This is a genomic window from Candidatus Chlorohelix sp., assembly GCF_037138995.1.
In the GTDB taxonomy this organism is placed as follows: Bacteria; Chloroflexota; Chloroflexia; order Chloroheliales; family Chloroheliaceae; genus Chlorohelix.
On sequence record NZ_JBAXHI010000011.1, the window covers coordinates 73,076 to 99,868 of the forward strand.

Annotated in this window: 25 protein-coding genes; 15 read left to right on the top strand and 10 right to left on the bottom strand. The window is 44.4% G+C overall.

Annotated elements, in window-relative coordinates:
* Nucleotides 1-31: 31 nt before the first annotated feature.
* Complete coding sequence (locus WCK19_RS07470; protein WP_342396746.1) at nucleotides 32-2,233, top strand: hypothetical protein; 2,202 nt, start codon at nucleotides 32-34, stop codon at nucleotides 2,231-2,233.
* 7 nt (nucleotides 2,234-2,240) lie between these two features.
* Here the strand turns inward: WCK19_RS07470 and WCK19_RS07475 are convergent, their stop codons facing one another.
* The gene (locus tag WCK19_RS07475; RefSeq protein ID WP_342396747.1) at nucleotides 2,241-3,152 is read right to left on the bottom strand and encodes a DnaJ domain-containing protein; all 912 of its coding nucleotides are present in this window, start codon (nucleotides 3,150-3,152) and stop codon (nucleotides 2,241-2,243) included.
* A gap of 480 nt (nucleotides 3,153-3,632) precedes the next feature.
* Here WCK19_RS07475 and bchG point away from each other — a divergent pair, with 480 nt between their 5' ends.
* From bchG to WCK19_RS07540, 13 genes are all read left to right on the top strand, one after another.
* Nucleotides 3,633-4,592 (top strand): (bacterio)chlorophyll synthase, encoded by a 960-nt coding sequence (bchG, locus tag WCK19_RS07480; protein WP_342396748.1) that lies wholly within the window; start codon nucleotides 3,633-3,635, stop codon nucleotides 4,590-4,592.
* A gap of 7 nt (nucleotides 4,593-4,599) precedes the next feature.
* Nucleotides 4,600-5,463, top strand: a complete 864-nt coding sequence (locus WCK19_RS07485; RefSeq protein WP_342396749.1) for an alpha/beta hydrolase — start codon at nucleotides 4,600-4,602, stop codon at nucleotides 5,461-5,463.
* 177 nt (nucleotides 5,464-5,640) lie between these two features.
* Nucleotides 5,641-6,672: a transketolase C-terminal domain-containing protein gene (locus WCK19_RS07490; RefSeq protein ID WP_342396750.1), complete on the top strand. Its 1,032-nt coding sequence runs from the start codon at nucleotides 5,641-5,643 to the stop codon at nucleotides 6,670-6,672.
* Nucleotides 6,673-6,801: 129 nt separating this feature from the next.
* Nucleotides 6,802-8,013 carry a crosslink repair DNA glycosylase YcaQ family protein gene (locus WCK19_RS07495; RefSeq protein ID WP_342396751.1) on the top strand — a complete coding sequence of 404 codons (1,212 nt, stop codon included), beginning with the start codon at nucleotides 6,802-6,804 and terminating at the stop codon, nucleotides 8,011-8,013.
* Between the two features lie 33 nt (nucleotides 8,014-8,046).
* A complete protein-coding gene (locus WCK19_RS07500; RefSeq protein WP_342396752.1) occupies nucleotides 8,047-8,544 on the top strand; it encodes a GNAT family N-acetyltransferase in 498 nt (165 codons plus the stop codon).
* 324 nt (nucleotides 8,545-8,868) lie between these two features.
* Nucleotides 8,869-10,218: a hypothetical protein gene (locus WCK19_RS07505; RefSeq protein ID WP_342396753.1), complete on the top strand. Its 1,350-nt coding sequence runs from the start codon at nucleotides 8,869-8,871 to the stop codon at nucleotides 10,216-10,218.
* Nucleotides 10,219-10,381: 163 nt separating this feature from the next.
* Complete coding sequence (locus tag WCK19_RS07510) at nucleotides 10,382-11,512, top strand: VIT1/CCC1 transporter family protein (RefSeq protein WP_342396754.1); 1,131 nt, start codon at nucleotides 10,382-10,384, stop codon at nucleotides 11,510-11,512.
* 191 nt (nucleotides 11,513-11,703) lie between these two features.
* A complete protein-coding gene (locus WCK19_RS07515) occupies nucleotides 11,704-11,946 on the top strand; it encodes a hypothetical protein (RefSeq protein ID WP_342396755.1) in 243 nt (80 codons plus the stop codon).
* A gap of 74 nt (nucleotides 11,947-12,020) precedes the next feature.
* Complete coding sequence (locus WCK19_RS07520) at nucleotides 12,021-12,992, top strand: PAC2 family protein (RefSeq protein WP_342396756.1); 972 nt, start codon at nucleotides 12,021-12,023, stop codon at nucleotides 12,990-12,992.
* A 174-nt stretch (nucleotides 12,993-13,166) separates the two neighbouring features.
* The gene (locus WCK19_RS07525) at nucleotides 13,167-13,745 is read left to right on the top strand and encodes a nitroreductase (protein ID WP_342396757.1); all 579 of its coding nucleotides are present in this window, start codon (nucleotides 13,167-13,169) and stop codon (nucleotides 13,743-13,745) included.
* 20 nt (nucleotides 13,746-13,765) lie between these two features.
* Entirely contained in the window at nucleotides 13,766-14,668 is a 903-nt protein-coding gene (locus tag WCK19_RS07530) for a phosphotransferase (protein WP_342396758.1), read from the top strand.
* Nucleotides 14,665-15,999 (top strand): 3-phosphoshikimate 1-carboxyvinyltransferase, encoded by a 1,335-nt coding sequence (gene aroA, locus WCK19_RS07535; RefSeq protein ID WP_342396759.1) that lies wholly within the window; start codon nucleotides 14,665-14,667, stop codon nucleotides 15,997-15,999. The genes WCK19_RS07530 and aroA overlap by 4 nt, the downstream gene beginning before the upstream one ends.
* 61 nt (nucleotides 16,000-16,060) lie before the next feature.
* Entirely contained in the window at nucleotides 16,061-17,050 is a 990-nt protein-coding gene (locus WCK19_RS07540) for a response regulator (RefSeq protein ID WP_342396760.1), read from the top strand.
* Nucleotides 17,051-17,096: 46 nt separating this feature from the next.
* On the opposite strand, the gene WCK19_RS07545 is transcribed toward WCK19_RS07540, so the two are convergent.
* From WCK19_RS07545 to WCK19_RS07570, 6 genes are all read right to left on the bottom strand, one after another.
* The gene (locus tag WCK19_RS07545; protein ID WP_342396761.1) at nucleotides 17,097-18,371 is read right to left on the bottom strand and encodes a DUF4097 family beta strand repeat-containing protein; all 1,275 of its coding nucleotides are present in this window, start codon (nucleotides 18,369-18,371) and stop codon (nucleotides 17,097-17,099) included.
* Between the two features lie 30 nt (nucleotides 18,372-18,401).
* Complete coding sequence (locus WCK19_RS07550; protein ID WP_342396762.1) at nucleotides 18,402-19,337, bottom strand: DUF4097 family beta strand repeat-containing protein; 936 nt, start codon at nucleotides 19,335-19,337, stop codon at nucleotides 18,402-18,404.
* Between the two features lie 120 nt (nucleotides 19,338-19,457).
* Nucleotides 19,458-21,059: a phosphoglycerate dehydrogenase gene (gene serA, locus WCK19_RS07555; protein ID WP_342396763.1), complete on the bottom strand. Its 1,602-nt coding sequence runs from the start codon at nucleotides 21,057-21,059 to the stop codon at nucleotides 19,458-19,460.
* Between the two features lie 34 nt (nucleotides 21,060-21,093).
* Complete coding sequence (locus WCK19_RS07560; RefSeq protein WP_342396764.1) at nucleotides 21,094-21,255, bottom strand: hypothetical protein; 162 nt, start codon at nucleotides 21,253-21,255, stop codon at nucleotides 21,094-21,096.
* A complete protein-coding gene (locus WCK19_RS07565; protein ID WP_342396765.1) occupies nucleotides 21,252-21,416 on the bottom strand; it encodes a hypothetical protein in 165 nt (54 codons plus the stop codon). Before WCK19_RS07565 ends, WCK19_RS07560 begins: the two co-directional genes overlap by 4 nt.
* Before the next feature lie 67 nt (nucleotides 21,417-21,483).
* Nucleotides 21,484-21,792, bottom strand: coding sequence for a hypothetical protein (locus WCK19_RS07570; protein ID WP_342396766.1), 309 nt, complete (start codon nucleotides 21,790-21,792; stop codon nucleotides 21,484-21,486).
* A 270-nt stretch (nucleotides 21,793-22,062) separates the two neighbouring features.
* Here WCK19_RS07570 and bchU point away from each other — a divergent pair, with 270 nt between their 5' ends.
* Nucleotides 22,063-23,076: a bacteriochlorophyllide d C-20 methyltransferase BchU gene (bchU, locus tag WCK19_RS07575; protein ID WP_342396767.1), complete on the top strand. Its 1,014-nt coding sequence runs from the start codon at nucleotides 22,063-22,065 to the stop codon at nucleotides 23,074-23,076.
* Nucleotides 23,077-23,263: 187 nt separating this feature from the next.
* Here bchU and WCK19_RS07580 read toward each other — a convergent pair whose 3' ends face one another.
* The 3 genes from WCK19_RS07580 to WCK19_RS07590 all read right to left on the bottom strand — a co-directional run bounded on the left by WCK19_RS07580 (nucleotide 23,264) and on the right by WCK19_RS07590 (nucleotide 26,708).
* Nucleotides 23,264-23,908 carry a hypothetical protein gene (locus WCK19_RS07580; RefSeq protein WP_342396768.1) on the bottom strand — a complete coding sequence of 215 codons (645 nt, stop codon included), beginning with the start codon at nucleotides 23,906-23,908 and terminating at the stop codon, nucleotides 23,264-23,266.
* Between the two features lie 68 nt (nucleotides 23,909-23,976).
* Complete coding sequence (locus tag WCK19_RS07585; RefSeq protein WP_342396769.1) at nucleotides 23,977-24,828, bottom strand: hypothetical protein; 852 nt, start codon at nucleotides 24,826-24,828, stop codon at nucleotides 23,977-23,979.
* A gap of 251 nt (nucleotides 24,829-25,079) precedes the next feature.
* Complete coding sequence (locus WCK19_RS07590) at nucleotides 25,080-26,708, bottom strand: molybdopterin-dependent oxidoreductase (protein ID WP_342396770.1); 1,629 nt, start codon at nucleotides 26,706-26,708, stop codon at nucleotides 25,080-25,082.
* Nucleotides 26,709-26,793 lie beyond the last annotated feature (85 nt).

A 26,793-nucleotide genomic window follows, 5' to 3' on the forward strand; every position in this document is an offset into this window, starting at 1 on the left:
AACGTCCAGTCTGCATTTAGATGGAGGATATTTGTCAATCATTTCTCAGGATAATCTTCAAAACAGGGCGCAAGTTATTCCCGCAACCTTGAATCATAGATTTTCCACGTTACCTGCAATTATCTGGCTGTTGTTAACGGTTTTCTCAGCCGCTTTGCTTTACTCAATTACTCGGCGAGTTACATTCCTCGCCGATGATTATATTTTTCTAGGGCAACTTACCTTTACCCATCCTTCATTTGTCGATAACTTGAGTTGGTTTGGGCGTGATTGGGGTATAGGAGCGCAGTTTTATCGTCCTTTGGTAAGACTTGGGTATTATTTTCAATTTCTAATTTTTCAAGATAACCCAACAGGTTGGCATCTGGTTTCGGTAGCCTTACACGCCGCTAATGCAGGGCTAATTTATTTAATCGGTTGGTTGATAAGCAAACGAATAGTGGTAGGAGGGGTAGCCGGGCTGGTGTTTGCGCTCCAGCCAATTCATAGCGAACCGATTGCATGGATAAGTGGGCAAGGCGATTTACTGGCAACATTTTTTGCGCTTGGCAGTTTATTATGCTGGATAAGGTATCGGCAACATCCTAAACATGCTTTAAAATGGTATATTGCAACTTCAAGTCTATTTATATTTGGGCTGCTCAGTAAAGAAGCCGCTATAGCTATTCCGCTGGGGTTGTTGTCATATGATTTTGTAACCGGAGGGCTGGATTTCTTTTGGAAACACAAAAAGTTTTCAAGAGTAGCATTGCAACGCTTGATTATTTCCTATATCCCGGTTTTTCTCATTTCTCTTGCATACCTGATTCTCAGAATTGCGCTTTTTAAAGGTCTGGGTGGGTATGGAGGCGAGGCAGGACAAAAGCTGGATTTTGGACTGTTCATAAGCAATTACACAAACTGGATAAGTACACCTTTTCAGTTCTCAGGCACTACCGGACTAGTTTTGGTTGGGCTTATTATTGCGTTCATAGCTTTAAGTATTGTTCAAGAATGGGAGCAATTTCGCTTACAACATGGTTTGCCCCTTGATTCCGAAGTAGCCAAACCCATTTTGCCTGTTGAGGGTAAGTTGGAAAATCCGAATTTTCCTAACTTCCCTCAAATCCAACTCGCGCCCAAACCTATTGACGTGCCGGTTGCTCCAAAGCTTCCTCCACCGCCCTACCATACCTTGCGCTCCGCCGGTTTTGGCTTCCTTTGGATAATTCTCTTTCTTTTACCAGTACTATTTACGCTACCCGCAGAACGTTTTACCTATTTACCGAGCGCAGGCTTTGCTATCTTTATCGGGGCAATCATAGCTCCTTTTACAACCTATACCCAACCAAAAACCCGAACTTTTATAGAATTGGGTTTCTGGCTCAGAGTAATTGCGATAATAGCTTTGCTTGGTTCATATGGCGCAACCAGTTCTGCCAGAATACAACAATGGCTAGATGCCGGTAATACCTCACGTCAAATCCTGAATTTAACCAAAAAAGTGGTACCTAATGTACCAAACTATACGCATATTGTGAGTGAGGGTGTTCTTGATAGTAATAGCGGGGCATTAATTTTCAGAAATGGATATACTGATGCAATCCGGTTACTCTACAAAAACAGCACTATTGATGTAGAAAAGGTTGGCAAACTGCCTATTTTGCAAGATCGCCTTAAAAATTCTATTTTCCTCGAATACAAAGGTGAGAATCGGTTGATTAACCATACCGAAATCGTGGATGCTATGCTAAAACGCAACGAGGTATTAAAGCAGAGCAAATCTTTTCTTAGCTGGAATTTTGTACGTGGTACCTCCGGTAGTGCTGTTTCAGGTAACTGGTTTGACCTGAATAATACAGGTTCATTGGTCTCGCAAGATACTGGTCTGTCAGTCAACGCCTCGCGGGGTGTTTTGCTGCAAAGCCCCGATTTTACACTTGCGGCGGCTCAATTAGGTTCGTTGGATATTACAATGAAAGTTGCCTCAAAAGGGCGTGCCTATCAGGGTGAAGTAACTTGGTTAGCTAATAGTTCAACCGACATCGCTTCCAAAACGGCTGTTTTCTTCGATATTATTGCCGATGGACAATTTCATACTTACCATATAACACCCGAAATAGTCCGTAATTTTGGCTATGCCGACCAAATAGCGCGGATAAGGCTTAGCTTACCCGATGGACTTGAAGATGTAATAATCCAGAAAATTGAGCAGTTCCAACTACCGTTCGATTACCAAGTGCTTCAAAAGTAGCCAAATTTCATTGGGGTTTGGGAATTAGCTTGCAGTACAGGTTGCCGCGCCGATGTGAAGAACCTTTCAAAAGCCCATGCCTCCTGAGTGTGATAGTATCACCGCTAAGAGAGTGTGCCGGTATTTTAAATATTAGTTCGCCTCCCTCCGGCGCGGGTAAATTCCATTCTCCCCCCTTTGCTAAAACCTCTAAAGGCACTTCAACGCTGGTATATAAGTCGCGCCCTTCTATCTGGAATTGTGGATGCGGCAATAGTTCAACCAAAACGTGAATACTGGTGGCATAGGGCATATGCAGGGGATGCGGAACATTATCTATCCAATGCCGCATTTCTATTCGCATCGACATATCCGGTAACATTCCGGGTGGGATATTTATTTCCAGTATTTCGTAAGAAACCAAAAACCCGTTACCATCACAACGAGGGCAGGTTTGAGCCATGTGGGGTAATACACGCGCCCCCTTGCAACGCCCACAGGTATGGGTTTGCCCAACATTGATAGTGCGTTTAGCCCCCTTAAAAAGCTCTTGTAAAGTAATTCTTACTCGGTAATTCAGATAAGAAGGGCGTGGCATGTGAGGCTTACTCATAGTACGGCGTTTGGGGGTTGAACGCGCCTCTTGCTGGTAAGTTTTGGCGGCAGCAGCAGTATAGGCGCGAACTCCAAGCCAATCGTCTTCAGATTCAACACTATTTGATGTAGCGTTTTTCTGAAGAGTGGAATCATAGGTAAGCCGTTTTTGAGGGTTGCCAAGAGTTTCATAAGCCTGTTGTATAGCCAGAAATTGCTCTGCCGCCCTAGGATTATGAGGATTCAAGTCAGGATGAAATTTCTTGGCTAACCGCCGATAGTTTGCCTTTACTTGTTCGGGTTGCGCCCCTATATTTAGTTCGAGTAACTCATAGTAATTTTTCATATCTATCGAATCTGTATTTTACTAGAAAAAGGAACTTAAAAAAGGGCTAAAAGGCTGTTTTCAAGCCTTATTACTTTAGTCTATAATATAAGAGAACAATCATCCGTTATTCTTTGATTCATCTTTTGAATAAAAAAATGCGGGGTTGCACCCGCGCAGCGTCTCTATAACATCCTAAGCATTAAAGAACATTTCTTCCCCTATAAATACCTTCTAACTACTGAAATAATTGGGGCAAATCCTATTGCGCCTAATGTAACACCACTACCCAACCCGGTCAAATGTACATATTGCCTGTTTTGGAAATCTTATTTTTAGATATTTCCATCTTAAAATCCATCTACTTTCACGAAGGTTTGCTCCGTATAGTTTGTGTTTTAGACTACCGCAAAGTAACACTTGAGTAGTATAATCTGAATATGAGGTCAGTAGTAAACTCATAATCTTAAAAAATATGCTGTAAACAAGAAATTGCTGAGAATGGGATCACAAGAAACATTAGCTCAAAATAAGCCTAATACGCCGCGACCTGCAAAATCTACCTTGCGAGGTCATCTGGACTTGCTCGATCCGGTAACATGGGTAGCAGGTCCACAAGGCTTTATAAGTGGCGCTGTAGCAAGTGGCGGAATGAAATTGGATTGGCAAACACTTGGGCTGATAATTATCGGTTCAATTCTGGTAGGACCACTCACCATCGGTTTCAGCCAATCCATCAATGACTTTTTCGATCGTGAACTAGATGCCATTAATGAACCGACACGTCCGATTCCGGCTGGGTTGGTAACTTTAAATGGCGCAATCCTAAACTTTACGGTGATAGCATTACTGGCAATATTTTCGGCAGTTTTGCTGGGCTTGCTAGGCGGTCAAAACTCCGGGTTTATCATAATATTGACTATTCTAGGTCTAGCGCTTGGCGCAATGTACAGTATCCCGCCCTTCGAGTTCAAGCGCAACGGCATAACCGGACCACTTTCAGTAGGATTAGGCTATAACCTGATGACTTGGATTACAGGTAATATGGTTTTTGGTCCTTTCAAAACTGAAATACTCGTGGTAGCTTTGGTAAATGCCTTTGTAGCAGCCGGTTTACTGGTACTAAACGACCTGAAAAGTATCGAAGGAGATAAGAAACTAGGCTTACGCACGTTGCCGGTGATGCTCGGCGTGAAAAAAGCCTTGTGGGTCTCTTACATCTATATTGACTTGTCACAAGCAGTATATGTAGTTTATCTTGCAGCTATCGGGCATTACTGGATAGCGTTAATACAAGTGGTAGCTCTAGTATTACAATTTTTTGCACAACGTCCACTATACCAGAACCCCACTCATACACAATATAAAAAATATTTGCTTACGGGCAACGGCTTAATCGCAGTCGTAGCTTTCGTTTCTGCCCTTAGCTTTGGCGGCTACGACCCGTTTAGAACTTGGTAATAATATAATGCCTAGCGTAAAAATAGGACAAGCTAATAACCCTATATTTTATGAATTAAGTACACCCGCAGAACCGGAAGGCACTGTTGTATTCATTAATGCGTGGTGTTCATCAGCGCGATATTGGAAAGAAACAGTAAAAAGGATTTCGTCCCGTTTTCAAACCCTAACTTATGATCAACCGGGTATCGGACGCAGCCTTTCAAAAGAAAAACCATTACCAGCTACATATAAAGGCACAATTGATAACGGCAGCAACGAAGCGCTTGAATTAATCGAACATCTGGAACTGTTGGATAAGCCTTTACATGTGGTGGGTCATTCACTGGGCGTTGTTATAGCAACACATCTCGCTACTATTTTAGAGTCGCGTGGCAAATTGGCAAGCTTAACTATCGTAAATTGCGGAAGTTTTGAAATCGAGGATCGCAAGGGCGAAATACTTGTACCCTTTATCAAACTAGTTGTAAACATAAAACGTATCCTTGAATTACCGGGTTTGCGGCAATTAACCATCCGTAAGTTAGCAGCACGCCCCATCGAAAGCAGCTATGAACAAATTATTATCAACGATATGGTTGCTTCGGATATACGTATAGCACGTGAATTAGCGCTTTCCTCACTTACTCCTGTTAATCTGGAACGCTACCATCGAGAAGTTGGTGAGCTTAAAGCACCTCTTTTGCTGGTAGTGGGTGATAGAGATGGCACAATTCCTCCAAAGGGAATGTACAACATTAAACGTTTCAAACCAACAGCAAAGCTTGTGCCATTTCCCGATTGTGGGCATTTTCTTATGCTTGAACGACCTAACAATTTCGCAGAAGTATTGTTACAGCATCTAAGCCCTAAAGTTGTATCTGTTTGTTGAGACTTAATAGTACCATTTAGTTAGTTAATATATTTTAATCGATAATAAAAACAACAATATAAACTGGTAGCCCAACAAAATAATCTGGAGAATCCCAGGATAATATTTCGGTATTAGTTCGCAAGAATATATCTCCAGATTTCGGGTAATCACCTGGCTCGAAAGGAGAAAGTTGCCTTGAGCCGAAATGCAAACAAACAAACTGTACCACGCAAACTCCCCCATGTCATCACTTATGAGGGTGATGGCTTACGCCATTGCCTGTTTGACCTACTCAAGTCTAATCGAAACGTGATGTTTCTAGCTTCTGGGCAGGCAACTCATAATTTTCCCACACCGGGAAACCTACTGGCACAAATAGCGTGGGAAGTAGGGAACAAGTACCCGCCTCGCCTGTTTGGATTAGGGGAATTTTTACAAGACCTTGTACCTACCTCTATTAATTTAATCGCGCAGGGTTATCATCCATTGGTAATAATGAACACAACCGATCTTGCTCGCAATTATGCCGGGTTGTCGGCGGCTTGCGCGGCTAATTTACCGATTACCTGTGTACTTATCGCCGGCAAAGAAAACGGGCAAACTTGGCAACCGGCAGCCGTAAATGAGTTATCGGTACTTTTGACTCTTCCAAGTTTGAATATCGGTGAGCCATCCGATACGATTGAGCTACGCCAGATGCTTAAAACTGCTCTCTCCCATGAAGAGGGACCAACCGTTATTCGTTACATCCCGTTCGAGTTTGGCAAAGCTATCGTCAAACCAAACCTCGGACCTATCCCCGGTCTTGGTAAAGGGCATATGCTCCGGCAAGGCAAAGAAGTGGCGTTAGTTGCTCTTGGAGATAGTGTGCAAGTTGGTTTGCACATCGTGGAAGAACTTGAAAAGCAGGGACACGATGCCGCGCTGTTGGAAGCAAGGTGGGCGCGTCCGCTGGACGAACCACTCTTGAATGCAGTAGCGCACCACTTTAGGCGTTTAATAACGCTAGAACGTGGCGAATTAAACGGAGGCTTTGGTACAGCAATTCTTGAGCATTTTGAACGGCGTAATGAGCAAGAAATTGTGGTACACCGAGTGGGTCTGGGAAGTCGAGAAAGCGATGATGTGTTAGCTTTATGCTCGGAAGTTATTCGCTTTATCGATGTTTACAATGAAAAGCAAGGATTTCAGTTACCTGTCGTTTTAAAGAGGAAATTTAGCAGTTGAGTTTTTAGTTTTTATTTCTTTTATCAAATAAACACAGCCGGGAGGAACATTTTCCAACCCGGTTTTTAATTAATCAAGATGCTATATAATATCTCCCGATATGAGATAAATTAAAGGAGATTTGAGCATATGAAATTGAGCCGCGACTCGGTACGACTGATTATGTTGGCTACTCAAAACTTGCTGAACCCTCCAACCGCTACCCCTGACAAGGAAGTTGTACTTAACACCATTCGACAGATGGGAATTTTACAAATTGATACTATCAATGTTATAGCGCGAAGCCCCTATTTGGTGCTATGGAGCAGGCTTGGTGATTATAATCCGACATTGCTGGAAAATCTGCTGGCGGAAGGTCAGCTTTTTGAATATTGGTCGCATGAAGCTTGTTTTTTACCAATTGAGGACTATCCCCTTTACCGCCGTTTAATTCTGGATAAGCGCAAGGGATGGCATCCCGATTCTGCTTGGGTTGAAGAAAATAAAGCCGAAATAGAATATGTGTTGGAACATATACGCAATAATGGAACGGTACGTTCCGCTGATTTTTCACGAAAAGAGGGATTAACTGCCGGCGGTTGGTGGGATAGGAAGCCGGAAAAAATTATACTCGAATACCTCTTTAATTCAGGAGAGTTAATGATTGCGAAACGCTCAAATTTCCACCGAGTATATGAGCTAAGGGAGCGAGTTTTGCCCGAATGGGAGGATTCTTCCACACCCGATTATGCCGAAGTAATTGAAAGATTGGTACTTAAAGCGGTTCAAGCACTCGGCATTACACATCCACGCTGGATTGCAGATTATTTCAGGCTAAAAAAGAAGGAGATACCACCCTTACTCGAAAGGCTGGTTTCAGAAAACCGTCTTGAATTAATCGAGATAGAAGGCTGGGATAGTTCCGGCTATTACCACTCTGATAATCAACCGCTAATTGAGCAAGCAGCAAAAGGCAGCCTAGAAGCAACCCATACTACCTTGCTCTCGCCGTTTGATCCGCTGGTTTGGGACAGGAATAGAGCAAGGGAATTATTTGACTTTAACTATACTATCGAATGTTATACGCCTGCTTCCAAGCGGCAATATGGCTATTTTTCTTTGCCGATTTTATGGCAAGGAAAATTGATCGGGCGGCTAGACCCCAAAGCGCACAGGCGAGAACGACTCTTTGAAATTAAAAGCTTCCACCTTGAACCTCAAGTTCAGATAACCGATGAAATGATAAAGGACGTTACGACAGCCATAAAACGACTGGCAATTTGGCATAAGACTCCAGAGGTGATTATCCAAAAATCCAATCCACCTGAATTGGCAGAATTATTATCAAATGCGATTAATTAGACTCAAACACTATTTTCTTGATATTTGGATGAAATGAACACTGCGCCCGAAATAATAATTAAAGAAGCTATAGTGAAAGAAGCTCCATTGGTCTATAGCATAATGCTGCAAGCTTTTGAAGCTTATGACACCAAGTTGGAAGTGCCTTCTTCTGCGACAGGAGAAACCGTTGAGAATGTAGTTGAGATAATGAAACAAGGCGGAGCGTTGCTTGCATATGAGGACACAAAAGCGGTAGGTTGCGCTCGCTATATTCTCAAATCCGATCATTTATACGTTGGAAGAGTCTCAGTTCTACCAACCTATCGCAAACGTGGTATTGGCTTGGCTTTAATGCGCTATTTCGAACAAATTGCATTTCGTAATGGTCTTCGCGAAATAAGATTGGGAGTGCGCCAATCACTTCCTGAAAACCAGCAATTTTATTTGAAGCGGGGTTATGAAGTTACTTTAATTGAACCACATCCCCGCGGAAACGACACTATCATCTGGATGACATTTATAATGCCGAAACAACCTATTATCTGCTAAAGGTGCCTATAGCAATAGGCAATCCTATCCAAACCCTGCTGTTTCCAAGCATGTAATAGGCAACTATAGCCGCCATGTGAACAATAAGAGTAACCTTGTGAAAAGCTTACTCCCCGACAGCTTCAGACTTGGCAATTGGTTGCCGACACCTGATTTAGTTTTTCTTTAACTTTTACTTATATATACCCTTTGTTTTATATTCATCTATTATGATAAGAAATAAAGGCAGGGTAGTAATTTATTAATTCCTGCTCTTTTCTTCCCTCGGCTTGTCTTATGTTGGGCAGAGGATACTCATACCTTCTCAACAGGAGGCATAATCATATGTTTGCGCTAACACAACAGCCTGAAACTGATATTGGTCTGGATAGCTCCTTAACCCCTGATGTTCTCTTAAGAGCCGTTGATAAGTTCAATTACAGCCAACCTATAAAAAGCAGTCTTCGCAATCTGAAAAGCAATATTCTGATAGATGACCCGGTAATTGAATCGGACAAGGTAGGCGCACTTACCTTAACCGGGACAATCGGCAAATCGAAGTTTTTACTGAAGTTTCCGCCAAAATGGAATCATGAATTGGTTTTATTGGTGCATGGTTATATAGATCCGGGTACTCCAATTAGCCTAGAGCAGATTGGACTTGATAAAATTGATCTAGGGGTATTAAATAGCGCTTTTGAACAAGGCTTTGCCTATGGCTATTCTACTTTTGGTAAAGTTGGTTATGCAGTAGAAGAAGGCGCCAAACATACTTTATACGTAAAAAAGTTCACCGAAGTGCTAGGAATGGAGCGTGCCTATCTTTCCGGTCGTTCAATGGGTGGTAACATTACAATCGCCTTGCTGGAAAAATACCCCCGTGAATTTGCAGGCGCACTTACCTATTGTGGAGTAATGTCCGGTTGGTACGAACAGATAAAATACCTATCCGATTTCAGAATTATTTATGATTATTTCACCAAACCCCTAGACGCTCCAATTGCACTATCGAGTTGTGGCGATGTGTTGTGTCCTGCCACAATACCTGACCGCCACGAAGTGCTTAATTCGGTAAACACATTGTTTTACATGACAGAAAAAAATATGAATGCAACTCCAGCAAACCATACTTTGATAAACATTATCAAACGTATTTCGCTGATAACAGGGGTTAATCCCGATCCCATATCATATAGCACCGTGTTACTCACCAATAGCGTAGGATTAGATGATTATATCGAAACTGCTGGCGCTAACGGTTATTCCAACGAAAACAAATTGTATAACTACCCGCCAGAATATTTGCCCGCTATAGAAGATATAAAAGCTCTAGAAGCCCTGAACAATGGTGTGCAGCGATTACCATGCAAGCGAGTTGCTACTGCCTACCTTAAACGCTGGTACACGCCTACCGGAAAATTCAGGGCTAAGTTGCTGGCAATACACAACCTCAAAGACCCTGCTGTTCCTTTCATACACGAGCTAAAGCTGGATGAAATGACAAGAAAGTTCGGAAGCAAACTGGTAGTTTGGATAGCGCCGGATAAACCAATTGTACCTAACGATCCAGAATCAGGTCCCGGGCATTGCTTTTTTACCCCAGAGCAAATGAGTTTTGCATGGAACGAGTTAAGAAATTGGGTTGAAAAAGGCGCTCCACCAGCATCCGGCTTTCCAAACGAATTGCTAAGTTGAGTTAGCTCCTTCCGGTTTGAGACGGAAGGCTATTTTGAGTTCACTTACCACCACTCGGTAACTCTCGAATTTGATATTACAGATAGATTTTTAGTAAAACCAAAAGACGCAATTAGCGATATAATATTGCAAGTATGCTAAAAACAAATAGAAAGATAAATCATTGGCAACAAATAATAGAATAAAACAATATCGTGAAAACTGGCAATCCGAGATGGATAATGTGGCGTTATATCGCGCCATCTCTGACATCGAAAAACAACCTCAGCTAAAAGAAGTTTACAAACGTATGGCTGACGTAGAAGAGGTGCATGCCAAATTATGGGAAAGCAAATTCAAAGAATTCAGCGCTACGTTTCCCGCCCATAACCCCGGTTGGAGAACGCGAGCGCTTATCTGGCTGGCGCAGAAATTCGGCACTCAATTTGTTCTTCCGACCATTGCCAATCGAGAACAGGTGGACAGTCACGCATATGATAAACAGCCCGAAGCGCAAGCAGCCAATCTTCCGCGCGACGAACAGACACATGCTTTGTTGTTACGCACCATAACCGGCGCATCTACCGAAGGAATGGTGGGCAGCCAAGTAGCCCAACTGGAAGGGCGACATCGAGGCTCTGGTGGTAACGCGCTGAGAGCGGCAGTATTAGGCTCAAATGATGGGTTAGTATCAAATCTTAGCCTTGTTATGGGCGTGGCTGGCGCGGACTTGGCAGGACATACCATTCTCATTACCGGAATTGCCGGGTTACTGGCAGGCGCATGCTCTATGGCATTGGGGGAATGGTTATCCGTACAAAGCGCCCGTGAATTGTACCAAAAACAAATCAGCATTGAAAAACAGGAGTTGGCAGAAGCTCCTGAGGTCGAAACCGAAGAACTAGCATTAATCTATCAGTCTAAAGGATTACCAAAAGAGGAAGCACAAGCGCTGGCTCAAAAATTGATCGGCGATACTAGTACCGCGCTGGATACACTCTCCCGCGAAGAACTGGGTATAGACCCTGACGAACTAGGCGGTTCCGCTTGGGTAGCGGCAGGAACATCATTTTTATTATTCGCGGTAGGCGCAATAATTCCGGTGTTACCCTACTTCTTTGTTTCCGGGTTGATGGGCGCGACAATAAGCGGAGCGTTGAGCGCAGTAGCCCTGTTCTTGATAGGAGCAGGTATAACGCTGCTAACCGGACGCAACACCTTGTATTCCGGTTTCCGACAAGTGCTTTTCGGTTTATTGGCAGCAGGGGTAACGTTTGGTGTTGGCAAGCTTATTGGCGTAGCTTTAGCAGGATGAGACTTTCTCTCTTAAAATTCACGCAAAAGGAATTTACATAGGCGTAGCTATGCTCTATAATGAGTAATGTATCACTTGCCACTGTCATATAAAACTGTACCGGCAAATAAAAATAATACTAGCCCGTTAAGCTAACAAGCAATGGCACGGGCTAGGATAGTGTCTAGCAAATATTTTGCAGGAGGACAAATATGGGCATTGGCTGGTGGGCCATGATACCCACAATAATACTGGCGGTTGTTCCTTATATTATTATCAAGAAGGGGCGCTGGTGGCCCGGCGCATTTGGCTGGATGTTGATAACTATAGCAATAGGTGTTCTGGCAGCGGAAGGTTTCCGCAATTCAGGACCTATTGGTTTAGCCGGGATTTTCTTTGGAACTGTTCTGGGATTCGCTGGAGCTTTAGGCGGACCAAACAGTCCGGCTAAATAGAATCAGGTCTGCGCCAAGCAGCTGAGGCGGGCCTGCGATAAGGCCCGCAATTTTATTTTTGGGAGCAAAACTTTATGGGTTTTATCCAGACTATCGGCGAGAATTGGCCCGAGCTTGAGAACACTCTGCTTGTTGGCGCATTCTCTGGCTGGAACGATGCAGCTGCCGGCGCTACAACTACAATTCGCCTACTTTCCGAAAAATCACAGGTAGAAGCTTTTGCTTCGATTGACCCTGAAGAATTTTATGTGTTCTCCGATACCCGTCCTGAAATTAGCCTTACCAATGAAGGTTTGCGCCAGCTAACCTGGCCCAATATCGAATTTTCGGCTGCTAAATACGTGCCGGGCTTAAATCGTTCCCTTATTACGGTGACAGGAATAGAACCCGATCTGAAATGGCGAACTTTCACCGATATATTTATTGAGATATGTCAGCGGTGCAACGTCACCGAAGTGCTATTGCTAGGAGCGATGGTCGCAACAGTACCCCATACCCGCCCTGTGCCGCTCAGTGGCTGGAGCGTCATTCCAGAGCATCAAGTTCTACTTGAGCAATTAGGTGTAACTCGCTCTCGCTATGAAGGTCCAACTGGAATGGTTGGAACGCTGCTCACACGCTTCCAAGCTGAAAATATACCCTATTCCTCTATCTGGGGCGTATCTCCGAGTTACCTATCGGTTAGCCCTAATTGGAAAGTAGCAGAGCGGTTGCTAACATCCCTAAACCGAATATACAACTTTAATATGGATTTGAGTGAGTTGCACTCGCTTTCCCAGCGGTTTGAAACGCAAGTCGCCGAAGCAATAGCCCGACAAACCGACATTGCTACCTTTGTACAAGCATTGGAAGAAAATTACGACAGGGGTTTTCGGCATATGTCGGATGAGGATGAAGGAGACGATGAGGCAGAAGGTTGGGGTGAAGGTAGTCATGAAGAAGAAGGGGAGTTGCCAAGCGCAGACATCCTGATACAGGAATTGGAGCGACAGCTTCGCAAACAGCGCGAGAATAACAACGACAGAGGTTCTTCGAGTAACTCTTAACGCTGATTCTTAAAATATTCGCTTAATCGCCTTGCACCTCAGTTTACTATCACGGTGTGGGCGATTTTTATTGCCTAATGTTCATAATTTGAAAAGCGAGAAATCCTCACCTGATTTATAATAGATGTATCATGAAATCCTGAAGCCCTGAAATAAACAATAGAGAGGTTATAGATGAATGTACTGGAAACTATCAAAGTGAGAAGAAGCGTGGGCAAGGTTACTGAGAAGAAACCTACCCGCGAGCAAATAGAAATCCTGTTGGATGCCGCTTGCCAAGCTCCAAATCATCATATGGTGGAACCGTGGCGTTATTTTGTAATTGCGGGGGTTGCACGGGCAGAACTGAGCAAAATCATGGTCGAATCGCTTACGACAAAGCTAGAAAATACTACTGACGATAAAGCGCAAGCCCTGCTTGAAAAAGAAGGCAACAAGCTATTTCGCGCCCCGGTAGTGATTATAGCTGCGTCACTAAAGCCATCTTCTCCAAAAGTTGTTGATATTGAAAACGTGGAGGCAGTAGCAGCAGCTGTACAAAATATGCTGTTGGCAGCGCAAGAAATCGGACTTGTCGCTATCTGGCGAACAGGTGAACCTGCATACGACCCGGCGATTAAGGCTTTTCTGGGTTTAGAACCGGAAGAACATATTGTAGCCTTTGTTTATTTAGGCTATCCGGCTATGCCAAATACCGAGCGTACCCCTAATCAATTCGAGAATAAAACCCAGTGGCTAGGCTGGGAAGATTAGAAGCCGGTAACGTCAAATAAATGTCGGATTATAGACTTAGAAAATATCGTGCCGCGATTAAAGAACAATTCCCGGAGTTTGAAATCAAGCGGGTTGCATACCTTTCAGAAGGTTGGGATAGCGTCGCCTGTCAGATAAACGGACAGTTTATTTTCCGCTTTCCCAAACGCCAAGAGGTTGAACTCGAACTACTCAAAGAAATAGCCTTATTACCGGAACTAGTGCTACGCTTGCCTTTGCCGATACCACAATTTGAATTCATGGCAAAAAGCGGTGGAAGGTATTTCCCTTTTGTCTTTGTCGGTTATCGCAAGTTGATAGGAACGCCACTGGAAGATTGCCCGGTTGGAACCGAAAAAGAAGAATGGTGGAAACAATCGCTAGGTCACTTTTTAAGCGCGTTGCATCGTTTTCCGATTGAAAGAGCGCGAGAATTGGGCGTTCGAGATATGGCGCTGGTATCGCAACCGACTAAGCCTTATAATTGGCGCGAAAATGTGCTGGCTTTTTATCATTTGGCGCAAAATCAGGTTTATGGGTTATTGGCACAACATGAGCGCGAAAAATTAAGACGGCTTTTCGAGAGTTACCTGCAATATGAACCCGGTTTTTCCTTTGAGCCAAAGCTGATACACGCGGATATAAACCCTGAACATATACTTCTAGATCTAAAGAATAAAATAGTTAGCGGCATTATTGACTTCGGAGATTGCTGCATTGGCGACCCGGCGCTAGATATACCGGAAGGAGTTGAACAGTATTATAGTGGTAATTTGGAGGAAGGCTGGCAGAAACGTAGTGAATTTTATAGATACTTGCCACCCTTAGATAGTATTATTTTCGGTTTAGCGCACAATAGCCCTGCTCTGATTGAATTGGGTATAAACCTTTTACGCGACATATTAATTGAGGAGAACCTATGAGCCGGAATCAAGCGGTACTGGAACCAATTGACCAACATAGAATAAAAATAAGAGGGGCTGCGCGGTTGCGAGGAGAGCTAACCGTACCGGGGGACAAATCCATCAGCCACCGTTCGGTAATTTTTAATGCTGTAGCAAGTGGCGAAGCTTTTATCACCAACTTCCTGCCCGGTGAGGATTGCCTGAGCAGCATCGAATGTATGCGTGCAATGGGTGTTGAAATAGAGCTAGACGAAACAGCCCGCACCGTCCGAGTTAAAGGCAAAGGCATCAGGGGTTTGAGCGAGAGTGCCGAAGCGCTTAACGCAGGGAACAGTGGTACAACCACGCGCCTACTTACTGGCTTACTAGCGGGGCAAAGCTTCTACAGCGTGATAACTGGAGATAGTTCCTTGCGTAGTCGCCCGATGGCGCGAGTGATAAACCCATTGAAGCAAATGGGAGCGCAAATCTGGGGGCGCAAAGGTGATACCCTTGCTCCGCTCAGTATAAAAGGAACAACTCTTAAGGGTATAAATTATAGTTTGCCGGTAGCCAGCGCTCAGCTTAAAAGCGCGATTTTGCTGGCGGCGTTATATGCCGAGGGAGAAACCCATCTGAGCGGGTTAATTGACAGTCGTGACCATACCGAACGGATGCTCAAAGCGATGGGTGCGCCCTTACAGGTAAGTACAGGAGAATTGGTAATGAAAAGTCCTGCCGCCGAATTAACCGCGCAAAATGTAAGCGTTCCCGGTGACATCAGCAGCGCAGCTTTTTGGCTGGTAGCGGCAAGCGTTCACCCCGATGCCGACCTGACTCTTAGAAATGTTGGGGTCAATCCTACTCGAACCGGTATCCTTGATGCGTTGGATGAGATGGGCGCAAACATTACCCTACTTAATGAGCGAGAAGTTGCCGGAGAACCAGTAGCCGACATCCGAGTCATATCGGCGGAACTGCGCGGCACCAATGTAAGCGGCAACCTGATTCCCCGCTTAGTTGATGAGATTCCGGCGCTGGCAGTCGCTGCAATTCTAGCGCGTAGCAATACCCGTATCAGCGATGCCGCAGAGCTTAGAGTAAAAGAGACCGACCGAATTGCTACTATTTGCAGCGAACTGGCACAGTTAGGAGCTAATCTTGAAGCCCACCCGGATGGTATGACCATTAAAGCGGGGGCAAAGTTGCGAGGCGCAACCGTACAGAGTTATGGAGACCACCGGATGGCGATGTCGCTGGCAATTGCCGGACTTTTACTCCCGGAAGGAGAGGAGCTAGAAATAGCTGATTACCGATGCGCCGATGTATCTTACCCGGGTTTTTGGGACGATTTGAGAAAAATAAACTAATGGGGAAATTTATCAAGAAAAGTCTTGAAAATTTATTTTCTATAAGGTAGAATCCTTTTAAATGAATTCCAATTCTATTTGGATGGAAAGTTCCGAATTGCTATATATAAATATAGCCAAAAGTTGGGATAACCAGATGAGACTCAAAGTTGGGCAATTAGATCTGGGAGAGATGCTACGCGATGTTTCTAGGCAAGCAACGGTAATTAACCCACGAGGGCGCATCAAGGTTAGAGGCTTGAACGGGGCTATAATAAGAGGCGATAGAGTTTGCCTTGAAAACGCTTTGCTCCGGTTAATTGAAATAAGCGCATCTTACTCACCCGAAAAATATGAGTTAGCCTTAAATCTGTCGCTTGTTGACGAGGGGTTAGTGGTGGAAATTTGCAATCCCACTCTCAGGCTGTCAAAGGAGCAACAGCGAAACCTTCAGGAAGCCTTTTATTTTTACCAACCCACCAACAAATACACCGGCAATTTTGCCATCATTCGGAATGCAATCGAAGAACATGGTGGCAAAATTTGGGTTAGCAGCGCTGACAAAAATTTCTCTATATTTTTCAGCCTACCTTTTCGAGAAATGGCAACACCTTTAGCCGAATTCGGAGAGGATCATACACCCTATAAACTTCCTCCTTCGGTTGCTTTAGACTTTGAATTGAAACGTTCTTCGATATTGCTTATCGGCGATAATCGAGATTTACTTTCACTGCTAAAAGTCTCTTTAAACGAGTCGGGCTGGCGCGTTAACATTGCACGCAACGGGGCTGAAGCAGTAGAAACCATAGCAAAACAGCGTCCCGATTTAATACTGCTAGATTGGAAGACAACCAATCGCGATACACCCAAAATCCTTGAGCGGTTGAGGACTTACCTGAATATTCGACCCGGACAACTGATAAATCCTCCGGTAGTATTGATGTCTTCCGATAGTCTCTCCTCAATGGATTGGGCAAAGATTAAAGATATGGGAATAGCCGGGTTCTTGAATAAACCGCTGGACTTTGAAGAAGTCAAACGAGTGCTGGCGAATATTTGGAATAATAATTAAAGAAAGCCCTCGTCTTTAGATTAGACAAGGACTTGTTATTGAGGGGCTAATTGCTAATTTGTACGCTTCCTAGGTTGCTACCTGCTTGTATCATTGCCCCACCCGCGCCAATTATTCCCCTGAAGTTATTTTTGTTTTGCATGTAAACATTGCTAATCGGTAAACCTACCGAAACAGTGCCTACATTACTGCTTGCTTCCAATGCAAAAGATGAGCCGGGCGCAATCCGCAACTGCACGCTGCCAAGGTTGCTGTGCGCTTCACTATTAATCGTGGGCGTGCTGCCCTGATAAAAAACTGAACCGGCATCGGTGGTAAGTTGGAAACCGGGGGCAGTAACATTATTAGCATATACCCGCCCTACATTGGTACGTAGCTCTATTACTCCATCGGAGTTGAGGTCGTACACTTCTACACTTCCAGCATTTGTTCGAGCTTTATATATTCCGCAATTCACCCCACGCGCCCTAACATTTCCCGCGCTCGACTCAAGGTAAAGCATCTCTGCGCCGCCGCCGGTCAATTCAACTTTGCCCAGATTGGTTGTAGCATGTACCTGACCTGCTGCGATTTGTTGTAGAGTAATACTACCACTCTGACTAGTTACATTAAGGTTCTTGCCTGAACTGAAATTCTCTACATAAAGATTGCCGAGATTTGAACGGGCAGATAACTCAGCTTGTATATTCCGTAAGCTCAGTTCACCGCTTTGTACATTATAAACACCCGGTATATTTTCTGGGACAGTTATTTCCAAATCAACTCTACTTACCTGACCAAGCGCGACATTTATTTTTTCTCTGGTTCCAGCGTATATTCGCAAAATACCGTTTTCTTGCATTCCACTAACTTGCAAATTTTCAAATTCGCTTCGTCCTTGCAAGGGGTCTTTAATCCACACCCGTTTGTAACCATTGACGGTTATTTTTTCCAAACCGGGCTTGCCTATAACTTTTACATTTCCTACTTGTACATCTAACTGAATACTGTTCAGTTGGCTGTTTACTTCAAATTCTAAATTCACCGCTTCGGTTTGCTCCATGCCACCCCAATTAAACTTAACTCCCGGTATTGTGACTTGCATGGTATTTCCTTGTACACCTCGTTGCCTGTAAGGACGCTGGTACGTCCTGTTATAATTATTTGAATTGAAAATGCCTGATTTTATGCCCCAATATCCCAATCCTCCCAGAATTGCAATATTAGACACGAAATTTAACAGAGTTAGCCAGTGACCCGTGATTATTAACAGGATTGCGGCGATTCCGATTTCCATTGCCAGCGCAACCACCAGCCATTTAATGGTCATTTTCGGGTTCATGGTCTGTAACCTCTGGCTATTATGCTTGTGTTACTCGACAGTAACACTGCCATTGTTGGTTTTAATTTTGATGTTTGGCGCATTGTTATTTGAAAAAAGTGTTTTGTTATTGTTCTCGCGCCGCACAGTTAAGCCCGCTACATTAAAGTTAATGCTGCCATTATCGGTTCGGATTTCATAGCTGGCTTTGTCGGAAGTGCCTTTGAAGCTAAATCGAACCGAACCGTTGCTACTTTGTACACTACCACTGTTATTCTGGTTTAGAGTGCCGGAAAGGCTTATAGACCCATTATCGCTAGTAACCTGTTCAATACCTAAAGCACTGTTGATTGCATCTATTCTGCCATTATTGGTTTGAGCCGAAAGAGTAGCAGTTACTCCATCCAGATTTATTGAGCCATTACTACTGGTAAGCTCTAGCCTTTGAGCTATCACATTCCTAACAGTGATACGACCATTGTCGGTTTCTAGAACTTGATTCCCATTCGCGGTATTGAAATTAGTTACCGTTATAGCACCATTAGTCGCTTTTATTCGATTTAGCAGATTTGAGGGCGCAGTAATAGCCAAATCCACCCGATTTCCGCCAAAACTAAGACCAACGGTAAAGGAAGAATCGGTATTAGCCCGAATTACCAGATTATTACCCTCAAGCTTGGCGCTATAAGAGATAAGGTCAAACGCATCTTCACCTAGACTACGGGTAACTTTTGTCGCATGTACTGTTACCTGAGTAGCAGTAGCATCTCCTGTTACTTGAACAGCGCCATTGCCACTCTGAATGTCCAGCGTAGCGCCGGAGTTAACGTTAAAGGTTTCATCCGGTAAAATCAGCCGTCTTTCGTCACCAATATCAAGGGTAATTAGCCCTCTGAAGCCGCCCGGTGCATACATCACGATTGCAACTGCACCGGAGATTTCGGCTACCAGAAAGAGTAATAATATTGGAACTACTACCCGTTGCATACTACCTCCCTTTCGGTTCAAAATCAGTTCTTCCGTTACTGTTTTATTTGACACCTTATAGCAATTGATTGTTTCAATAAAAAAACCCTCCCTTGAAAGGAGGGCTTCTCTGGTTTACTTTTATCCCAAATCTACAAAGCGTAGGTTTTGCATTCCATCCACTTTGCTGAGAGATTCAACTACCTCTGCCGGAACAAGGTCATCTATACTCAAAATCATAACGGCTTCACCGGAACGAGAACGCCGCCCCACATCCATAGAGGCGATATTAATATTATACTCTCCCAGCAGTGTGCCAACTTTGCCGATAATACCGGGACGGTCGTTGTGACGGCTCACCAACAAATAGCCAAGTGGCGCAACCTCTAATGGAAAGCCGTTTATACGCACAATGCGCGGTTCTCCGTTTATCACTGCCCCCTCAAAATTGTTAGCGATACCGTTACCATCACTTTGCACTTTAAGGCTAATAGTTCGCCCGCTATACTGCCCTTCAAGCTCGGTGCAACTGTCTAGAATCTCCAATCCCCGCCGTTCTGCTACATAACCGGCATTTACCAGATTGAGAGGCTCATCGCTTTTTTCATCTTTTAACAAGCCCATTAAAGTAGCCGCCGTGAGTAACCGTGCATTATTTGGGCTTTTCTCCCCATGCACCGTAATTTCCAGTTTACGCAATATTCCATCTGAAAGCGCGGTGGCAAGTCTGCCCAATTTCTCTGCCAAAAGCATATAAGGGCGCAATTCCGAGAGAGTTTCCTTACTCATTCCGGGCAAATTTACCGCATTCGGCACCAACTCTCCATTAAGAGCGGCTATCACCGACTCTGCCGCATCTACCGCTACTTTGATTTGGGCTTCTTCGCTACTCGCGCCCAGGTGTGGCGTAACTATCACATTATCAAGGCGTGACAACTTATAGTCCGCTGGGGGCGGCTCTTGCTCGAACACATCCAGACCTGCTGCCGCTACTTTGCCGCTTGTCAAAGCCTCATACAAAGCATCCTCATCAATGATGCCGCCGCGTGCCGCATTAATTATACGAACGCCATCTTTCATTTTCGCAAAGGCTTCTGTACCAATCATATGATGGGTTTCAGGGGTTAGCGGGGTATGTACCGTTATGTAGTCTGAGCGGCTATATATTTCCTCCAGCGAAACCATCTCTATACCGAGTTTTTCGGCATAGGCGGGCAAAACAAAGGGGTCAAAACTAAGAGGCTTCATGCCAAAAGCGATAGCACGCCGCGCAATTTCTGTGCCGATTCTCCCTAACCCAACGATACCAAGCGTTTTTCCCATCAATTCCACGCCAACAAATTGTTTGCGTTCCCATTTTCCACCTTTTAGGGTGTTATTTGCCAACGCCAGTTTGCGGGAAATTGCCAGCATCAGAGCGAAAGCTAACTCAGCCGCAGCAATTGTATTGCCACTTGGCGTATTAACTACAATCACGCCCCGTTCGGTAGCTATTTCTACATTTACATTATCTATGCCCACTCCGGCACGCGCTACAACTTTCAAACGAGTAGCAGCTTTTAAAACTTCGGCGGTCACTTTGGTTTCACTTCTCACCACCAAACCGTCATACTGTGAGATGATTTTCAACAGTTCTTCCTTGGGCAATCCAGTTTTTACATCCACCTGAATATTCCCCGCTTCCGCCTGAAGTCGGGTAATACCTTCCTTGGCGATAGGGTCGCTTACCAGTACCTTAAACATTAGCCAATTCTCCTCTAAAAAGTGCGGGTGCGGTTTAATCCTCAAGCCCTCGAACCCGCTTGTAAAATTTTAGTTGCGCCCGGTTAGCTGGGAAAAGCCCGGCACGCCAGTACACATAGCAAAGATAGGCTGCGCCCAGTGGAAATCCCGCTAGGAAACCGTGTACGTAAGCCTTAAATAAGCGTTTCCATCTCATCTTACTGACCGGATTCTCACATCGCTATGGGGCCATAATCCTAAACGGCGAAAAAGCAAGGCTGCCAGCGCCGCCCCTGTCACAAACCCAAGCGCCCCACCCCAGAAAGAAGTAAAACGCCTTGCTATATCCCGATGTTTTACTGCTGCAATTTCTGTCAATACAATACTCTGCTCTCTTGAACTTAAACGATAGAATAGCACATCCCAAACTTCCGGGCAAAATCAGCTAAGAGGGATAATGGTCGTAGTAAAAGGTATCCAGCAACGTCTTACCAATAAAAACAATGGTAACGAAAACAACCAATGGGTTTTTCCAGCTATAGAATGGTAACGAAATTGAGTCGGGCAAGAGCAGAAGAATATAAGCTACCACTCCGGCTATCACAATCCTGAATAAAACGCCCAGAATCCGTCTGCCGATTCTCACCGTCTGATGTGAGCGAAAACTTGTAACCGATTCGGCTTCAATCACTAACTCATCAGATACGGAATGCCATTCGCTTGGCAAGTTTTCATCAAATTTATCCAGACTCATGATATTTCACCTTAGCAATTATTAAATAGAATATCATTATACAGCCTTACGCAAAATAGCTTCCGCCGCTACCTATAATGCTACTTATATTTATTTTATTCTGGTAAATTAGTAGAATTGAACCAAGTAGTACAGACTTGGTGTTGCGTAAACTACACTTAATAAGATTTTGGAATGATAATATATTGCCTTAAGAACATAACAAAGGAAATATTGCAGTCTTTAACACCCCTATTTTGGTGTGTTTTGGTAGTGAGGAGCTAAACTTATATGGATGAATCATCTCTTTTTGACGCTAACCAAAAGGTTTATGATATGGTCTTCAAAAGCACTGTGGACTTTTTTTGTCTCAAAGGTGCTTTAGACCTCAATTTATTTGATACCCTTTCAAACGAACCAATGTGTATTGAAGACCTAGCAAAAGCTACTAAGTCATTGCCGATTCGCTTGAACAAATTTCTAATGGCTCTGGATCAAATCGGGTTAATTGAACAAAAAGATGGAAAATGGGGATTAACTCCCTTCTCTGTACAGTTCTTCACTGCTCCAGAACAGCACCGGAACCTGACATTTGTGCCATTTATGGATTATCTCGGCAAAATGATTGAGCCGTATTATCTGAATATGGCGGATGTAGTACGAGGAGAGCGTAATTTTACCAGCTTCACACCTTATCCGCCTCGCACTAGAGATGACAGTGATTTCTATGAAACCCTGCATCGCAGCAATACTTTCTATCCTACCAAGCTATTAGTGGAGCGGGGTGACTTAGCGGGAGTAACGCATCTGGTAGATATGGGTGGCGGTATCGGCGATATTGCTATGGCGCTTTGCCGAGCAAATCCCAATCTCACCGTAACCCTTATAAACCTGCCGAGCGCAATTGATTTGGTCAAAGAAAATGTGGCAGAAAAAGGGTTTTCAGATCGGATTACTCCGGTAGCAATTGATATGTACCGCGAACCACTCCCCAAGTGCGATGCAGTATTGATAAGTCGGATTCTCTATCCTTTTGGTGAAGAATTCAGCCAAATGCTGTGCCAGAAAGCCTATGATACGCTAGAACCGGGTGGACGTTTCCTGCTACTCGATATGAACATTAGCGACGACCATAGCCCTAATTACGATTATCTAACTCACTACTTGAGTTCGGTTGGTACTGATTTCGTTCAGATGGTATTCAAGCATCACAACACTTATCAAAAAATAATGAGCGAAATAGGTTTCAAGAATATAAGGTTTGACGATGCGTGGGATAATATTCTATTCCAAGCAGTAAAATAGTTTTATAAACCGATACCATCGCCCTGAATCAAAAAGGCGATGGTTTTTTCTTGCCAATTTTGTAGTATTCTGCGTTTCTTAGAGCGACACGGTAGTAGAAAACCAACCAACGCCAGCGCAACATACAAGAATCCGATGCTAGATATATGAGCTTTAAAGCTTAACCGTATTTATTAGGACTACAACCTCAAATATTCTCTACGATTGGTGAGATTTTTCGAACGTGATGTACCTGCACCCCAAAGAGATGGTAACTCAACTCAACCGCCGGTCCAATTCCGAAGGCAATTACCAAAGTGCCGATTCCGACCACACCCCCCAATAGCCAACCTGCCAAAATAGCCGAGATTTCCATTATTGTTCTAATCAAGGCTACCCTGTAGCCAGTTTTACGAACCAGCGCCACCATCAGGCTATCCCGCGGACCAATTCCCAAAGCAGGGCGAGTATATAAGCCAGCGCCTAGACCAGCCAACAAAAGACACGCCAATACTAACAAACCTTGCGCCCACAAGCCAAGTGCGCTGAAAGTGGACAATATTTCGCTTTTCAGGATTATATCTATCCAGAACCCAATGAAAAAAATGTTGAAGAATGAGCCGATACCGGGCTTTGCTCCCAGCCAAAAGGCTATAAGAAGAATCACCACCCCAGATACCTGTATGACCTGCCCAAGAGTTAGCGGAGTATGAAAGCTGATACCCTGATGCAGCACGTCCCATGCGGGTAATCCTAAATTGGAAGCTACCGAACATGAAATCCCCACTGCAAAAATGAACAAACCACAATTCAAAACCAACAACCGCCAAAGTAAATTCAGTAAAATTTTCAATAGGAACCCTTGTTAATATTCAGATGAAGCCAAAATTTGATGAGTGAATTATACCAGATGGACACTCTCTACATAAGGCGTTGATATTTGCCCGTTTCCAATTCGTGCGCTTGTGCCAATTCTGCTTCAGTCCAGACTGATTCGGTAAGGATTATATTGTGCTTTTGCGCTAGAGTCTCCTCAAAAGCTGAAAGTATCTCCTCCGGTTTAAACTTACGCTCGTCAACATCAAACTCAAGAGCGGTCATACGAGTGTCGAGCAACTGCGCCAACCGAGTTTTTTCAGATGTCTCCAACGCAAGTGACTCCACCAACCTGCCAGACTGTTTTTGTAGAGGCAACCCGCATTGTAAAAGCGTACCAACGCGCCGCCTTATTTGGGACAAGCCGACCAGTTTCAAGCCTTCCTCGCTAACCACTTCGTAAGGGGAAAGCGTGCCGAAGCAAATCAGGTTGGCAAGACGATAATCCTCGCGTTCCTGTTCAATTTCGCTATCGCGGGCGGTTCTTTGCTCACGTACTTCTGTAACTTTAGCGAGTCGCGCCCCCACCAAACCCAATTTAGAGAGGCTTTCAAGCCACACCTCGCCCAACCAGTGATAGGTTTCCACCACATCAGTTGGAGCAAGCGGATGCTCTGGGGGGAGCGCAACATCTAGACTCAGAAATGACGGTTCTGCCAGAACCAACGCCCCACCAGAAGCACGTTTATAGATTTCCAGATTTTGCTCAGAACAAGCCGTATTATCAAGAATTGCAGGCTTTTGTGCCGTACCCAAAATTAACGCCGGAACATGTGCGCTATACCACCATAGCGCCGGATGTTGCACATTCTGTAAAAGGCTCTCGCTCAAAGCCAATTCACGACCTGCCCCATAAACCGCCATAGCAGGGGTAAGTTGTCTCCAGACCTCAGCCATTTACTTGCACTTTATCAGGGTTTTGGAGCTTGCTTACACGCTGGATTACTTCGACCATACGATAACAAGTAGGCTACAGGTAAGCATAATACTGATAATTTGCACTTTGCTCATATCCTTCCCTTTTCAAAAGGCGAGACTTCTTTGACTGCCGCTAATATTCAATTGCTATGTGCATTCCATAATTTGGCTAAATGCGACAAAATTGAGTAGAGGCTCAAGCAATTTCTCAATCGCCTGAGCCACATCGGTTAAGCAATATGCACGTTTACGCTATGATAGCCGCTGGATCCGCTGGGGAAAGGCGCAGCATTATCTTTAAGCTGCGGTGTACCCGTACCATCAGTAGCACGCACTGTTAGGGTCACAGGCTTGCCTGCGCCAACCGGAGTCCACGCAAATTGCCAAAGTTGCCAGCTATTCTGATTTATAGCTTCTTTAAGCCGCGCCTCTTGCCATGTATTCCCTCCATCGTTACTTATTTCCACTTTTTTGATGCCACGCTCTCCGGCAAAAGCAAAACCTCGTACCGTGACAGGTTCGCCACTGCGTAAATCGTCATTAGATTGGGGGAAAGTAATGGCGGATTCGGTTTTTATTACCGCGAGGTTATCCCAACCCTGCCTTTGCCAATAGCCTTCGTATTCGGTATCAATCAGAGTTATTGAGCGAATCCATTTAGCATTTTTCATACCGTAGATGTCTGGTATCAGGGCGCGTACCGGAAAACCATGCGCTTGGGGCAAAGGTGCGCCATTCATCTCCCACACCAATAGAGTGTTAGGGTCTTGCGCTTTAGCAAGAGTTATACTATCGGTATAGCCGTCCGCACAGGTAAATACCAAATTTTTCACACCCGGTTTTACCCCTGCTTGCGCTAGAATATCCTTTAACGAAGCACCTTTCCATTCGCCGTTCCCAATTAGTTGCCCACCCACCGAATTGCTGATGCAGGTCAGGGTATGAGCGCGGGTTACTGCGGATAAATTTTTTATAGAAGCGTAATCAAAAGTAATAGGCTTATCTACCATGCCGTTTATTTCAAGTTTCCAATCAGCATCACTTACATTCGGGTCAATCACATTTTTGCTGACACCATAGAAAGTATCAACCGGAGTGATTTCTCCCTTGCGCTTGTCACCTTCATAGCCATCGCCTAGATTAAACCAGTAGCCCGGGTTTTTGACCTTGAACGCCCCAACTCCAATTCCAGCGGCAAGTGCAACCACGAAGAACGCGGTCAAGCCTAGCACAAAACGGCGGCGACTCGGCACATTTCCTATTACTACCTCGCTCTCGTCCCTTTCGCTAAGGACAGGAGCAACTTCAGAAGGTTCAGGCACAAGCTTGAGGATAAAATAACCTAAAGCCAAGCCGTAAAGTTGAAATAGCAGGAATGAGCTAATCAAAGTAATAGTTTGGTCTTGCCCTAAATCTGCGCCAGCAAAACCTACGCCCATCAACGGCAACCCGATAAGTGCAGTAATCACCCAAACACTGACGCTTAGAATGAAGCTATTGCGCCAGAGTATCTGCCTGTTCTCCACACTCGGCACAAACCAGAACAAGAAAATTGCCAGTAAACCACCCGCCCCAATTTGTCCCAGCAATACGCCGTAAAATAGCAGAGTCTTACCCAGCGAACCTATGGACTGAATGAAAAACTCCTGAATTTGCGCCGGAAAGAGGGCAGCAAGTTTATCCGAGAGGATATTAGCAAGGGTGCGAGGAATTACCCCTATAATCTGCAAAAAAAGCATCGTTAGGGTCATTGCAGCAGCAGCAAACGCGCCCGCTCCAAAAATCGCCCATTTATGTGTTTTATTCTCGAAATTGTAAAGAGCGGGACTGCTCCCGATTGTATCCTTTGTTAGCGCCATCTATATATCTCCAGCTTATTTGCTTTTTAATAGCCAAATTTATACGATAATTGTACAACATGCCGGATATTTAGTAAGCGGTAAA